This is a genomic window from Jiangella rhizosphaerae (assembly GCF_003579925.1).
In the GTDB taxonomy this organism is placed as follows: domain Bacteria; phylum Actinomycetota; class Actinomycetes; order Jiangellales; family Jiangellaceae; genus Jiangella; species Jiangella rhizosphaerae.
The window spans coordinates 1-12,021 of the sequence record NZ_QUAL01000399.1 but is presented as its reverse complement, the minus strand read 5'-3'; the positions used below and the strand labels follow the sequence as shown (position 1 = coordinate 12,021).

General features: G+C 72.9%; 12 protein-coding genes. 9 read left to right on the top strand and 3 right to left on the bottom strand.

Annotated features, from left to right (window positions below; translation table 11 throughout):
* Nucleotides 1-133: 133 nt before the first annotated feature.
* The gene (locus tag DY240_RS26955; protein ID WP_119662757.1) at nt 134-940 is read left to right on the top strand and encodes a DUF3152 domain-containing protein; all 807 of its coding nucleotides are present in this window, start codon (nt 134-136) and stop codon (nt 938-940) included.
* A gap of 9 nt (nt 941-949) precedes the next feature.
* Here DY240_RS26955 and msrA read toward each other — a convergent pair whose 3' ends face one another.
* Together msrA and yczR are read right to left on the bottom strand one after the other, a co-directional pair.
* A complete protein-coding gene (gene msrA, locus DY240_RS26950; RefSeq protein ID WP_119662753.1) occupies nt 950-1,618 on the bottom strand; it encodes a peptide-methionine (S)-S-oxide reductase MsrA in 669 nt (222 codons plus the stop codon).
* A 58-nt stretch (nt 1,619-1,676) separates the two neighbouring features.
* The gene (gene yczR / locus DY240_RS26945; protein ID WP_199702553.1) at nt 1,677-3,131 is read right to left on the bottom strand and encodes a MocR-like transcription factor YczR; all 1,455 of its coding nucleotides are present in this window, start codon (nt 3,129-3,131) and stop codon (nt 1,677-1,679) included.
* A 63-nt stretch (nt 3,132-3,194) separates the two neighbouring features.
* On the opposite strand from yczR, the gene yczE reads away from it, so the two are divergent.
* The 3 genes from yczE to DY240_RS26930 all read left to right on the top strand — a co-directional run bounded on the left by yczE (nt 3,195) and on the right by DY240_RS26930 (nt 6,090).
* Nucleotides 3,195-3,803, top strand: a complete 609-nt coding sequence (yczE, locus tag DY240_RS26940; protein ID WP_119662755.1) for a membrane protein YczE — start codon at nt 3,195-3,197, stop codon at nt 3,801-3,803.
* An 11-nt stretch (nt 3,804-3,814) separates the two neighbouring features.
* On the top strand, nt 3,815-4,951 hold the full coding sequence (locus DY240_RS26935) for a cystathionine gamma-synthase (RefSeq protein ID WP_119662752.1): 1,137 nt from the start codon (nt 3,815-3,817) through the stop codon (nt 4,949-4,951).
* Nucleotides 4,952-5,013: 62 nt separating this feature from the next.
* Complete coding sequence (locus DY240_RS26930) at nt 5,014-6,090, top strand: DUF4328 domain-containing protein (RefSeq protein ID WP_119662751.1); 1,077 nt, start codon at nt 5,014-5,016, stop codon at nt 6,088-6,090.
* An 80-nt stretch (nt 6,091-6,170) separates the two neighbouring features.
* On the opposite strand, the gene DY240_RS26925 is transcribed toward DY240_RS26930, so the two are convergent.
* Nucleotides 6,171-7,157: a TIGR03557 family F420-dependent LLM class oxidoreductase gene (locus DY240_RS26925; protein ID WP_119662750.1), complete on the bottom strand. Its 987-nt coding sequence runs from the start codon at nt 7,155-7,157 to the stop codon at nt 6,171-6,173.
* A 91-nt stretch (nt 7,158-7,248) separates the two neighbouring features.
* On the opposite strand from DY240_RS26925, the gene ilvA reads away from it, so the two are divergent.
* The 5 genes from ilvA to DY240_RS26900 all read left to right on the top strand — a co-directional run bounded on the left by ilvA (nt 7,249) and on the right by DY240_RS26900 (nt 11,841).
* Nucleotides 7,249-8,463 (top strand): threonine ammonia-lyase, encoded by a 1,215-nt coding sequence (ilvA, locus tag DY240_RS26920; protein ID WP_119662749.1) that lies wholly within the window; start codon nt 7,249-7,251, stop codon nt 8,461-8,463.
* Between the two features lie 58 nt (nt 8,464-8,521).
* A complete protein-coding gene (locus DY240_RS26915) occupies nt 8,522-9,472 on the top strand; it encodes a hypothetical protein (protein ID WP_119662748.1) in 951 nt (316 codons plus the stop codon).
* Entirely contained in the window at nt 9,469-9,870 is a 402-nt protein-coding gene (locus tag DY240_RS26910) for a DUF2089 domain-containing protein (RefSeq protein ID WP_119662747.1), read from the top strand. The genes DY240_RS26915 and DY240_RS26910 overlap by 4 nt, the downstream gene beginning before the upstream one ends.
* 136 nt (nt 9,871-10,006) lie before the next feature.
* The gene (locus DY240_RS26905) at nt 10,007-10,996 is read left to right on the top strand and encodes an ATP-binding cassette domain-containing protein (RefSeq protein WP_119662746.1); all 990 of its coding nucleotides are present in this window, start codon (nt 10,007-10,009) and stop codon (nt 10,994-10,996) included.
* The gene (locus tag DY240_RS26900; protein WP_199702547.1) at nt 10,993-11,841 is read left to right on the top strand and encodes an ABC transporter permease; all 849 of its coding nucleotides are present in this window, start codon (nt 10,993-10,995) and stop codon (nt 11,839-11,841) included. Before DY240_RS26905 ends, DY240_RS26900 begins: the two co-directional genes overlap by 4 nt.
* The last annotated feature ends 180 nt before the right edge of the window (nt 11,842-12,021 follow it).

Genomic DNA, 12,021 nt, shown 5'->3' with positions numbered 1-12,021 from the left:
GCCGCCCCGCGCATGGGGCGGCGCCGCCGTCGTCGTCTGCCGGCATGCACAGTGGACGGCCCGGAGCGCAATGCGCCGGCTCGCGACCGCCGCTCTGAGAACGGTCTGAGAACCGTGTGAGAGCATGATCCGCATGGCCTCCCGAGTGCGTCGCGCCGGTCATCGCGATCGGGGACGCCGCCGGGCGCCGGAGTCAGCCTCCGGAGGCCGCGGCCGCCGGCTGGGCGGCCTCGCTCTCGGCCTGGCCGTGCTCGGCTTCGTCGGCTGGGCGGTGGTCCCCGACGGCGAGCCGGTCGCCGGCAACGCCGCCCTCGCGCCGCCTGAGCAGCGCCCGCCCAAGACCCTTGTCGTCCTGCCGGCCGCCCGGCCGGCGCCGGCGTCGTCGGCCACCCCCACCGCGCCGCCCACCCCGCAGGTCCCCGCCACCGGGCCGGGCACGTTCACCGTCACGCCAGGCCAGAGCGCCCGGGCCGGCACCCAGGGCACGCTGCTCACCTACACCGTCGAGGTCGAGACCGGGCTCCCGTTCGATCCCATCGAGGTGGCGGCGGTCGTCGACACGACGCTGGCCGATCCGCGCAGCTGGATCGCCGGCGGCCGCTTCTCGTTCCAGCGCGTGCCGTCGGGTGGCGACCTGCGGATCCTGGTCGCCACCCCGGGCACCACCGACGAACTGTGCGCGCCGTTGCGCACGCGCGGCCAGGTGTCGTGCCGCAATGGCGAGAACGTCGTGCTCAACGCGCTGCGCTGGGCGGTCGCCGTCCCGCACTACGACGGCGACGTCGCCGGCTACCGTCAGTACGTCGTCAACCACGAGGTCGGCCACGCGCTCGGCGAGGGCCACGTCGCCTGCCCGGGGCCGGGTCAGGTCGCGCCGGTCATGCTGCAGCAGACCTATGGCCTGGACGGCTGCGTGGCCAACAGCTGGCCCTATCCGTAGCGCCGCGTCTCAGAGCGACGTGCCGGTGCCGATCGGGCAGGAGACGCCGGTGCCGGCCAGCCCGCAGTAGCCGTTCGGGTTCTTCGCGTCGCTCAGGTACTGCTGGTGGTAGTCCTCGGCGTAGTAGAACGCGCCCAGCGGCTCGATCTCCGTCGTGATGTCGCCGTGGCCGGCCGCCCGCAGCTTCGCCGCGTAGGCCTCGCGCGAGGCCAGCGCCGTCTCGAGCTGCGCCGGCGACGTCGTGTGGACGGTCGAGCGGTACTGCGAGCCGATGTCGTTGCCCTGCCGCATGCCCTGAGTGGGGTCGTGCTCCTCCCAGAACGCCTTGAGCAGGCCCTCGAAGCTGATCACGGCGGGGTCGAAGACGACCCGCACCACCTCGGCGTGCCCCGTGCGACCGGTGCACACCTCCTCGTAGGTCGGGTTCGGCGTGTAACCGCCGGCGTAGCCCACCGCGGTGGTCCACACGCCCGGCAGCCGCCAGAAGATCCGCTCCGCGCCCCAGAAACAGCCCATGCCGAACACGGCCTCCTGATAGCCGGTGGGCGGCTCGGCCTCGATCGGCGTGCCGAGGACGGTGTGCGTTCCGGTCAGCCCGAACGGACGGGCGTCGCGGCCGGGCAGCGCCTCCTCGGGACCGACCTTCCTCGTCTTCGCCAAGCGATCGAACAGCGACATTCGCACACACCTCCGTTCAGTCGAACAACCGGACCGGCCCCGGCGTTCCCGGCGAGCCTCAGGCAACCGCGTCGACGGTGTCGGCGGCGGCCGGGCCGTCCGCCGTCACCGTCCGGAACGCCTGCTCGAGCGTGTCGACGGCGGAGCCGAGCACGTCGACGGGGTGGGTGTACGGCAGCCGCAGCCGCCGCTCGAACGCGCCGTCGACACCGAACCGGGGGCCGGCCGCCAGCCGGATGCCGTGCCGCTCCGCCGCCACCACCAGCCGGCTCGACACCGGGGCGCCGAGATCGCACCACAGCACCAGCCCGCCGGCCGGCACCCGCGCCCGCCACGACGGCAGCCGCTCGGCCAGCGCCGCCACGAGCGCGTCACGGCGGGTCCGCAGCTCCGCGCGGCGTGGCGGCAGGGTCGCGTCCAAGCCGCGGATGAGCTCGGCCACCGCCAGCTGCTCGACCACCGGCGAACCCATCTCGACGCTGGCCCGGACGGCGGCCAGCCGGCGGATCAGGGCCGTGCCGGCCCGCGCCCAGCCGATCCGCAGCCCGCCCCACAGCGTCTTGCTCGCGCTGCCGACCGTCACCGTCAGGTCGTCGGGCAGGTACGTCGCCAGCGGCGGCGGCACCGGCCCGTCCAGGGCGAGCTCGACCAGTGTCTCGTCGACGACGGTGAGGGTGCGGCTGCGCGTCAGGACGGCGCCCAGCTCGCGCCGCTCGGCGTCGGCGGCCAGCAGCCCGGTCGGGTTGTGGAAGTCGGGCATCAGGTAGGCCAGCCTGGGCGCCGTCTGCCGGACGGCGGCCGCGACGGCGGCGAGGTCCCAGCCGTCGTCGGCCAGCGGGACGGGGACCGCGGTGGCGCCGTGCCGGCCGATCGCGTCCAGGGCGTTCGGGTACGTCGGCTGCTCCACCAGTACGCGGTCGCCCGGCCCGGTGACCAGCTGCAGGACCAGCGTGAACGCGTGCTGCGCGCCGGACGTGACGAGCACCTGCTCGGGCAGCGTGGGCAGGCCGCGCGCCGTCAGACGGTCCGCGACGGCCGTCCGCAGCTCCGGCAGCCCGAACAGGTGGTAGCCCGAGCCCGGCAGGTGCCGGGGCAGCTGCTCGAGCGCGGCGTCGTAGGCTCGGCGCACGTCGGCCGGCGCCTCCGGAGCGGCGTGCGCGAGGTCGAGCAGGTCGGAGCCGTCGGCCGCCCACGGAGTCCACGTCGGCCCGGTCGCGCCGCCGGCGGATCCGTTCGCGCGCGACGGCGGCAGCGCGGTCCGGGTGCCCGAGCCCCGCCGGCTGACGGCGTAGCCGCCGCCGCGCAGCTCGTCGTAGGCCGCGGTGACCGTGGTCCGGCTGACGCCGAGCGCCGCGGCCAGCTCGCGCTCGCCGGGCAGCCGCGTCTCCAGCGGCAGCCGGCCGTCGAGCACCAGCAGCCGGATCGCCGCCGCGACGCGGGCGTACGCCGGCCCGCCGGCGTCGGACCGATCGCCGATCAATGCCGCCAGTTGCGGTCCTGTGACGGTGCGCACCAGGCCACTCTGGCACGATTGGCTATGGATTAACAGACCACTTTCGGTGAGGATGGTCGCGTGATGACGCGCCGCCTGTCCCAGCTCTTCGCCGGCCTGCTGCTCTACGGCTTCAGCATGGCCCTGCTCCTCGAAGCCGGTCTCGGCCTGGATCCCTGGGACGTGCTGCACCAGGGCATCGCCGAGCGCACCGGCCTCACCATCGGCACCGTGGTCATCGCGGTCGGCGTCGTCGTGCTGCTGCTGTGGATCCCGCTGCGGCAGCGGCCCGGCGTCGGCACCGTCGCCAACGCCCTGCTGATCGGGCTGGCCGCCGACGCCTCCATCTGGCTGCTGCCGTCGCCGGAGCCGCTGGCGGTCCGCATCGGCTTCATGGTCGCCGGCGTCGTGCTGAACGCCGTCGCGACCGCGGCCTACATCGGCGCCCGGCTGGGCCCCGGCCCGCGCGACGGCCTGATGACCGGGCTCGTCCGGCGCACGGGCCGTTCGGTGCGACTGGTCCGGACCTCCATCGAGGTGACGGTGCTCGCGACCGGCTGGCTGCTCGGTGGCACCGTCGGGGCCGGGACCGTGGTGTATGCGCTGTCGATCGGCCCGCTGGTGCACCTGCTGCTGCCGAAGTTGCAGGTCCGTGAGCCGATTCGCGTCGCTCCGGCTCCCGCGGCGACGTAGAGTCGCATCTCGTGCACGGATTCGAGACGCGAGCCATCCATGCGGGCCAGGAGCCCGACCCCCGCACGGGTGCGGTCATCACGCCCATCTACGCCACCAGCACCTACGCTCAGGACGGCGTCGGCGGCCTGCGCGAGGGCTATGAGTACAGCCGCACCGCCAACCCGACGCGCACCGCGCTCGAGGAGTGCATCGCCGCGCTCGAGGGCGGCGTCCGCGGTCTCGCGTTCGCCAGCGGCATGGCCGCCGAGGACACCCTGCTGCGCACCGTGCTCAGGCCCGGCGACCACGTCGTCATCCCGAATGACGCCTACGGCGGCACGTTCCGTCTGATCAGCAAGATCGCCGAGCGGTGGGGCGTCAGTTGGGCCGCGGCGCCGGTCACCGACGTCGCGGCCGTGCGGGCGGCCGTGCGTCCCGAGACGAAGCTGATCTGGGTCGAGACCCCCACCAACCCGCTGCTCAGCGTGGCCGACATCGCGGGCCTCGCGGCCGTCGCGCGCGACGCCGGCGTGCTGCTCGTCGTCGACAACACCTTCGCCACGCCGTACCTGCAGCAGCCGCTGGCGCTCGGCGCCGACGTCGTCGTCCACTCGACCACCAAGTACTGCGGCGGGCACTCCGACGTGGTCGGCGGCGTGCTGGTCGTCTCCGACTCCGCCCTCGGCGACGAGCTGGCCTACCACCAGAACGCCATCGGCGCCGTCGCCGGTCCGTTCGACGCCTGGCTGGTGCTGCGCGGGCTGAAGACGCTCGCCGTCCGCATGGACCGGCACTGCGACAACGCCGAGCGGGTGGTCCAGCTGCTCGAGCGGCACCCCCGGGTCTCGCAGGTGCTGTACCCCGGGCTGCCCGGGCACCCCGGCCACGACGTCGCCGTCAAGCAGATGAGCCGGTTCGGCGGCATGGTCTCGTTCCGCATGGCCGACGGCGAGCAGGCCGCCGTCGACGTCTGCAACCGCGCCCAGCTGTTCACGCTGGGTGAGTCGCTGGGCGGCATCGAGTCGCTGATCGAGCACCCGGGCCGCATGACGCACGCCAGCGCCGCCGGCAGCGCGCTCGAGGTGCCCGCCGACCTCGTCCGGCTGTCGGTCGGCATCGAGACCGTCGACGACATCCTCGCCGATCTCGGCCAGGCGTTGGGCTGACCCTTCCCCCGGCCGCCCGCTGCGGTTAGGTTGAGCCGACGCCGCACCGATCGGGGGAATGCATGAGCTCCTACGACCACCCGGACCAGCAGTGGGGGAACGCCCAGTGGGCGCCCCCGCCGCCGGCCGGTGAACCGTCCGGCCTGGGCGGCCTGCGCACCGCGCTCACGGTGCTGTTCGTGGTCATGTCGCTGGTCAGTCTGCTGTCCATCGCCGCGTACGCCGGCCGCATCGGCTACGTGAGCGACGTCCTCGAGTCCGGCGGCATCGACCCGAGCCGGGCCGAGGACGCCGACGCGTTCGTGGGCGTGGCCGCGGTGCTGTGGTTGCTGCTGTTCCTCGCGACCGCCGTGGTGTTCATCGTGTGGCAGTACCGGCATGCGGCGAACGCCCGTCTGCTCGGCGCGCAGGGCGGCGTGAGCAGCCCCGGCTGGGCGATCGGCGGCTGGTTCATCCCGCTGGCGAACCTGGTCATCCCGGCGATCAACGTCTACAGCAACGCTCAGACCTCCGACACCCAGGGACGGCACGGCGCGGCGGACGAGCGGCGCGGGTCGGCGATCGTCGTGGTGTGGGCGGTCTGCTGGGGCCTCGCCGCCAGCCTCGAGCGCGGCGCCCAGGCCAGCGTCCCCGACGAACTCAGCGCCGACTACCTCGACCGGCTGAAGAGCGCCGACGGGCTCTCCCTGGCCGCGAACATCGGCTACATCGCCGCTGCGGTGCTGGCGATCGTCATGGTACGTACGCTCACGAGGCGCCAGGAGGCGGCCCTCGCGGCTCGTCCGGCACTGGCCGGCGGGCAGCCGTACGGCGCCTGGCCGCCGCCGTACGGTCACGGCCAGCAGGCCTACGGCCAGCCGGGCTACGGCCAGCCGGGCTACGGCCAGCCGGGCTACGGGCCGCCGCCGTCGGGGTCGCCGTACGGTCAGCCGCCCGCGGGCGCCGGGTACGGCCCGCCGCCGGAGTCGCCGTACGGCCGGCCACCGGCCTCCGGGTCGCCCTACGGGCAGCCGCCCGCGGGCCAGAACCCGCCGCCGTCCCCGTTCGCCCGACACGACGGCGACCCGTCGCCTCGGGACCCCGACGGCCCGCCGAGCCCACCCGCCCCGCCGCCGGTGCCTCCGTCGCCGGCGCCCTGACGTGACTCCAACTCCATGATCATGTCCCCTGGCGGCGCCTCAGCGACCGCCAGGGGACATGATCATGAGAGTCCGGACGCTCAGGAGTCGGCGGCCTCGCGCAGCGCGGGCAGCACCTCGGCGCCGATGCGCCGAATGGTGTCGGCGGGGTCGGCGCTGGCCACCTGGATCGCGACGTAGTCGGCGCCGACGTCGGTCACCAGCGGCCGGTAGGCGTCGGTGAGCTCGTCGAGGTCGCGCACGATGGTGTACTTGCCGAGGATCTCCTGCCGGTCCATGGCGTCGGCGCGTTCCCGCAGCACCATGGGGTCGGCCACCTCCAGCCGGCCGGGTGCGCGCAGGCCGCGCATCGAGACCAGCGCCTCCCAGGCCTCGTCGTCGCTGCCGGCCAGGACGACCCAGCGCGTGGCCATCACCGTCGTGTCGGCGCCTCGGGCCCGGGCGGCCTCGCGGTACGGCGTGATGATGTTCGCGACGGTGTCGGCGGGGTCCTTGACGCTGGTGATGAGGCCCTCGCAGGTCTCGCCGGCGAACGTCGCGGACTTCGGGCCGCCGGCCGCCATCCAGACCGGCGCCCGCCCGATCGGCGGGCTGTACAGCTTCGCCGTCCGGGCCTGGTAGTACTCGCCGTCGAAGTCGAGCTTCTCACCGGCGAGCAGGCCGTGCATGATCGTCAGGGCCTCGCGCATGCGGGCGATGCGCTCGGCGTAGCCGGGGAACTCGTAGCCCAGCGGCGCCTCGTTGATCGCCTCGCCGGTGCCGACGCCCAGGATGAACCGGCCGTTGGAGAGCCGGTCGACGGTGGCGGCGGCCTGCGCGATCAGGGCCGGGTGGTAGCGGAACAGCGGGGCGGTGACGCTGGTGGCGAGTTCGACCCGGGACGTGGCCTGCGCGACGGCGCCGAACCACGCCCAGACGTAGCTGGCGGCCGACACGTCGTCGACCCAGGGATGGAAGTGATCGGCCCCGGTGACCACGTCGAATCCCACCTCTTCGGCGAGAACGGCGTGCTCGAGCAGAACCTCGGGCTGGTACGACTCATGGCTGCACAACCAGGCTAGTTTCACGGTCTCACTCTATATCTTGTATCTGATTTCGGCTAGATGCCCGGACCGGTCGTGAGGCGATCATAGGCAGCCGGGTGACAGGATCGGGGTCATGAGTACTGTCTCCATGGCGGACGTGGAAGCCGCGCGCGAGCTGCTGCGCGACGTCGTGCGGCCCACCCCGCTCGAGGACTCCCGCTGGCTGGCCGGACGCGTCGGCGGCCGGGTCCATCTGAAGTGCGAGAACCTGCAGCGGGCGGGGTCGTTCAAGATCCGCGGCGCCTATGTGCGCATCGCCCGGCTGTCCGAGCAGGAGCGGGCTCGCGGCGTGGTGGCGGCCAGCGCCGGCAACCATGCCCAGGGCGTCGCGCTCGCGGCCAGCATGCTGCACACGAAGGCGACGGTGTTCATGCCCGAGGGCGCCGCCATCGTCAAGGAGAAGGCCACCCGGGCCTACGGCGCCGACGTGCGCTTCGCCGGCACCAGCATCGACGACGCCCTGCTGGAGGCGCGCGCGTTCGCCGCCGAGACCGGTGCGGTGCTCATCCACCCGTTCGACCACCCCGACATCGTCGCGGGGCAGGCCACCGTCGGCATGGAGATCCTGGAGCAGTGCCCCGACGTCCGCACCATCGTCGTCGGCACCGGCGGGGGCGGGCTGACGGCGGGCATCTCACTGGCCGTGCATCATCTGAAGCCCGGCGTGCGCGTCGTCGGCGTGCAGGCCGAGGGCGCGGCGGCGTACCCGACGTCACTCGCGGCGGGCAAGCCGGTCGCGCTGGAGCGCATGACGACGATGGCCGACGGCATCGCGGTCGGCTGCCCCGGCGACGTCCCGTTCGGGATGATCCAGCAGTACGTCGACTCCGTCGTCACCGTGTCCGAGGAGTCGCTCTCGCGGGCGCTGGTGCTGCTGCTCGAGCGGGCCAAGCTGGTCGTCGAGCCGGCCGGTGGTGCCGCCGTCGCCGCACTGCTGGACGACCCCGGCGCGTACGAGCCGCCCGTCGTCGCCGTCCTGTCCGGCGGCAACATCGACCCGCTCCTGCTGTTGCGGGTGATCCGCCACGGCATGGCCGCCGCCGGCCGGTACCTGTCGCTGCGGGTCCGGGTGCCCGACGCGCCCGGCGGGCTGGCCCGGCTGCTGGCCGAGCTGGCCGCCGTCGACGCCAACGTGCTCGACGTCGTGCACGAGCGCACCGGGTCGACGCTGTCCATCGACGAGGTCGAGATCGCGCTGCAGCTGGAGACCCGGGGGCCGGATCACTGCGAGCGGGTGCTGGCCAAGCTGCGCGAGTCGGGCTATCCGGTTTCCATTTCAGGAGACTGATTTGTCAATCTGATAGGCGCGCTTGACGTTTTGGTAGTTCAGGCTCCACCATGGGGCCATGAACACCCTCAGCGTGCGTGAGATCCTCGAGCAGGTGGCCGACGGCCGGCTCGACCCCACCCGGGCGGCCGTCCTGCTCGACCAGATCGAGGACGAGAAGGCGGGCGCGCCCACCGGCGCCGACACCGCCGAGCCCGCCGATGCCGAGACGGCCGACCCCGTCGACGCGCCGGCCGGCGTCGCTGGGATGCCGGCCGGAGCGGCCACCGGCGCCGCGGGTTCCGGGTCCGCCGGTGCGGGAGCCGCCGGACGCTCGGGGTCGGCGGCCGCGGGCGGTGCGGTCACCCCGCAGCGCATCACCCGCGTGCAGGTGAGGGCCACGTCGCGGCGCGTGGTCATCGTCGGCGACCCCAGCGTCGCCACCGTGGCCGTCAACGGCCAGCACACGGTCCGGCGCGACGGCGCCATGCTGCACGTCACCGGCGAGTCCGAGCTGGTGCCGGGCGACGGCGCGTTCGTGCTGCTGGCGGGCGGCCGCTGGCGCGACTTCGCCAGCCGGCTGCAGAACCCCGGCCAGCTGCTCGACCTGCACGTGCGCGTCAATCCCGAGCTCGCCGTCGGTGCCGAGGTCATCGCCGGTTCGCTGCAGATCGACCAGGTGCCGGCGCTCGACCACGTCCGGGTCACGGCCGGCTCGCTGCGGGCGCGTGGCCTGGAGAGCCCGGTCGACCTGCTGGTCCAGGCCGGGTCCGCACAGGTCGAGACGCGTCAGCTGGCCGGGCACTCGCGCATGCGCTGCGAGTCCGGGTCGCTCCAGTTGACCCTGCTCGACGGATCCGACGTCCGCATCCGCTCCGACGTCCAGCTCGGCCGGTTCCGCACGGTGCCCGAGCGCACCGGGCGCGACCGCGACCGCGACATCGTCCTCGGTACCGGCGCCGCGGAGATCGAGGCCGAGGTCGTCATGGGCGACATCACCGTCCGGCTGCCCGAAGGCGCCCAGCGATGATGGGCGGCTTCCCGCAGCAGCACCTGCACCAGCCGCCGTCCGACTGCCCGGTCTGCGGGGTGAAACTGCACGTCACCCGCCTGGGCTGCGAGTCGTGCGGCACGGAGCTCTCCGGCCGGTTCGCCTCCTGCCCGTACTGCTCGCTCACCGCGCAGGACCAGAAAATCCTTGGCACCTTCCTGGTGTCCCGAGGCAACATGAGGGAGCTCGCGCGTGAGCTCGGGGTCAGCTACCCGACCGCCCGGCAGCGCTTCGCCGAGCTGCTCGAACGGCTCGGCCTCGAGGCGCCGGCCGAGGCGGGCGCCGGGAGCACCGGTGCCGTCGACCGCGAAGAGATCCTGCGCCGGCTGGCCGCCGGCGAGCTCGACCTGGACGAGGCGACCGCGCTGCTCGGCTGAGCGCTTGATAATAAAAGGCTTCGCTTATATAAGTAGTCACGGGCACTGGTAGCCGCCGGGCCGGGTGTGCGATCCGCCCGACCTTGTCGGGGGCACCTGCCACGATGCCTCCCAACCAACACGAGAGGACACCACCGTGAACGCCATCACCGCCGAGGGTCTGGTCAAGACCTTCGGCTCGGGGGAGAAGGCCGTGAAGGCCGTCGGGGGCGTCGACCTCGTCGTGCCCGAGGGCACCGTGGTCGGTCTGCTCGGGCCGAACGGCGCCGGCAAGACCACCACGGTACGCATGCTCACCACGCTCCTCGCGCCCGACGCCGGGAGCGCCGTCGTCGCCGGTCACGACGTCGTCCGCGAGCCGCAGGCCGTGCGGTCCAAGATCGGCCTGTCCGGGCAGTACGCGGCGGTCGACGAGAACCTCACCGGCCGCGAGAACCTCTGGCTGTTCGGCCGTCTCTACCAGCTGTCCAGCAAGGAGGCGTCGCGCCGGGCGGCGGAACTGCTCGAGCAGTTCAACCTCACCGACGCCGCCGACCGCACGCTGAAGACGTACTCCGGCGGCATGCGGCGCCGGCTCGACCTCGCCGGCAGCCTCATCGTCCACCCCCAGGTGCTGTTCCTCGACGAGCCCACCACCGGTCTCGACCCCGGCAGCCGGCTCGACCTCTGGGACGTCATCCGCGAGAGGGTGGCCGAGGGCGCCACGATCCTGCTGACCACGCAGTACCTCGAAGAGGCCGACGCGCTGGCCGACAACATCGTGGTCATCGACCACGGCACCATCATCGCCCAGGGCACGGCCGACCAGCTCAAGGCGCAGATCGGCGGCGAGCGCATCGAGGTCATCGTGCACGACGCCGAGGCGCTGGGGCGGGCCGAGCAGGTGCTCAACCTCGGTAGCGGCGGCCAGTGCATCCGCGACGACCACGTCCGCAAGCTGACCGTGCCCACGCACACCGGCTCCAAGGGGCTCATCCAGGTCATCCGCGACCTCGACGAGGCCGGGGTGGCCATCGACGACATCGCGCTGCGCCGGCCCACGCTCGACGACGTGTTCGTCAAGCTCACCGGCCGGCACGCCGAAGAAGTGACGCAGTCCGAGACGGCCCAGGGGAGGGCATCGTGACCACGGAGGTCGCACCGACCACCACCGCGGCGAACCGCGTCGGTTTCAACCAGGCGTTCAGCGACGCCATGACCATCACGTGGCGCAACATCCGGGCCGGGTGGCGGGTCCCGGACAACCAGATCTACATGTTCATCCAGCCGATCATGTTCGTGCTGCTGTTCGCGTACGTGTTCGGCGGCGCCATCCCGATCCCGGGCAACGACGACCCCGACGCGTTCCGCAAGTACGTCATGGCCGGCATCTTCGCCCAGACCATGGCGTTCGCGGTCGCGCCGGCCAGCGTCGGGCTCGCCGACGACATCCAGAAGGGCCTCATCGACCGCTTCCGCTCGCTGCCCATGGCGCGCTCCGCGGTCATCTCCGGCCGGGTCGTCGCCGACCTCACCAACCAGGCCATCGTGCTGGCCATCATGATCGTGTGCGGCCTGCTGGTCGGCTGGCGCATCGAGAACGGCGTGCTCGGCTTCCTCGGCGGCGTGGGCCTGCTGCTGCTGTTCGCCTTCGCCATGCTGTGGGTGGGCGCGCTCATCGGCCTGTCGGTCGGCAGCCCGCAGGTCGCCGCGTCGGCCGGGCTCATCTGGCTGTTCCCGGTGACGTTCCTGTCCAACGCGTTCATCCCGACCCCGACGCTGCCCGACTGGCTGCAGCCGGTGGCCGACTGGAACCCGCTCAGCTCGTTCGTGGCCGCCTCACGCGAGCTGTTCGGCAACCCGAACGTGTTCGCCACGGACGGCTTCCCCGCCGAGCACCCGATCCTGCTGTCGCTGATCTGGGTGGTCGTCATCATCGCGGTGTTCGCCCCGCTGGCAGTGCGCAAGTACAAGAAGACGGCCAGCAAGTAGTCCGCACACACGACGCCGTTTTCCGCTACCGCCTTGGCAAGTCTCACCGTCGCGCAGCATCGGTCATATCGGACACGTTGGCGACGGCCAGCCTTGCCGAGGGCGCGGGCCGAGTGAAGGTCCGCGACGTCGCACACAGCGCGAACGACGCCGCCCGCCCGGTCGTGGTGACCGGGCGGG

Coding starts and splice junctions, on each gene's coding strand:
- DY240_RS26955 (WP_119662757.1), top strand. CDS start 134: ATGGCCTCCCGAGTGCGTCGCGCCGGTCATCGCGATCGGGGACGCCGC.
- msrA (WP_119662753.1), bottom strand. CDS start 1,618: ATGTCGCTGTTCGATCGCTTGGCGAAGACGAGGAAGGTCGGTCCCGAG.
- yczE (WP_119662755.1), top strand. CDS start 3,195: ATGACGCGCCGCCTGTCCCAGCTCTTCGCCGGCCTGCTGCTCTACGGC.
- DY240_RS26930 (WP_119662751.1), top strand. CDS start 5,014: ATGAGCTCCTACGACCACCCGGACCAGCAGTGGGGGAACGCCCAGTGG.
- ilvA (WP_119662749.1), top strand. CDS start 7,249: ATGAGTACTGTCTCCATGGCGGACGTGGAAGCCGCGCGCGAGCTGCTG.
- DY240_RS26915 (WP_119662748.1), top strand. CDS start 8,522: ATGAACACCCTCAGCGTGCGTGAGATCCTCGAGCAGGTGGCCGACGGC.
- DY240_RS26910 (WP_119662747.1), top strand. CDS start 9,469: ATGATGGGCGGCTTCCCGCAGCAGCACCTGCACCAGCCGCCGTCCGAC.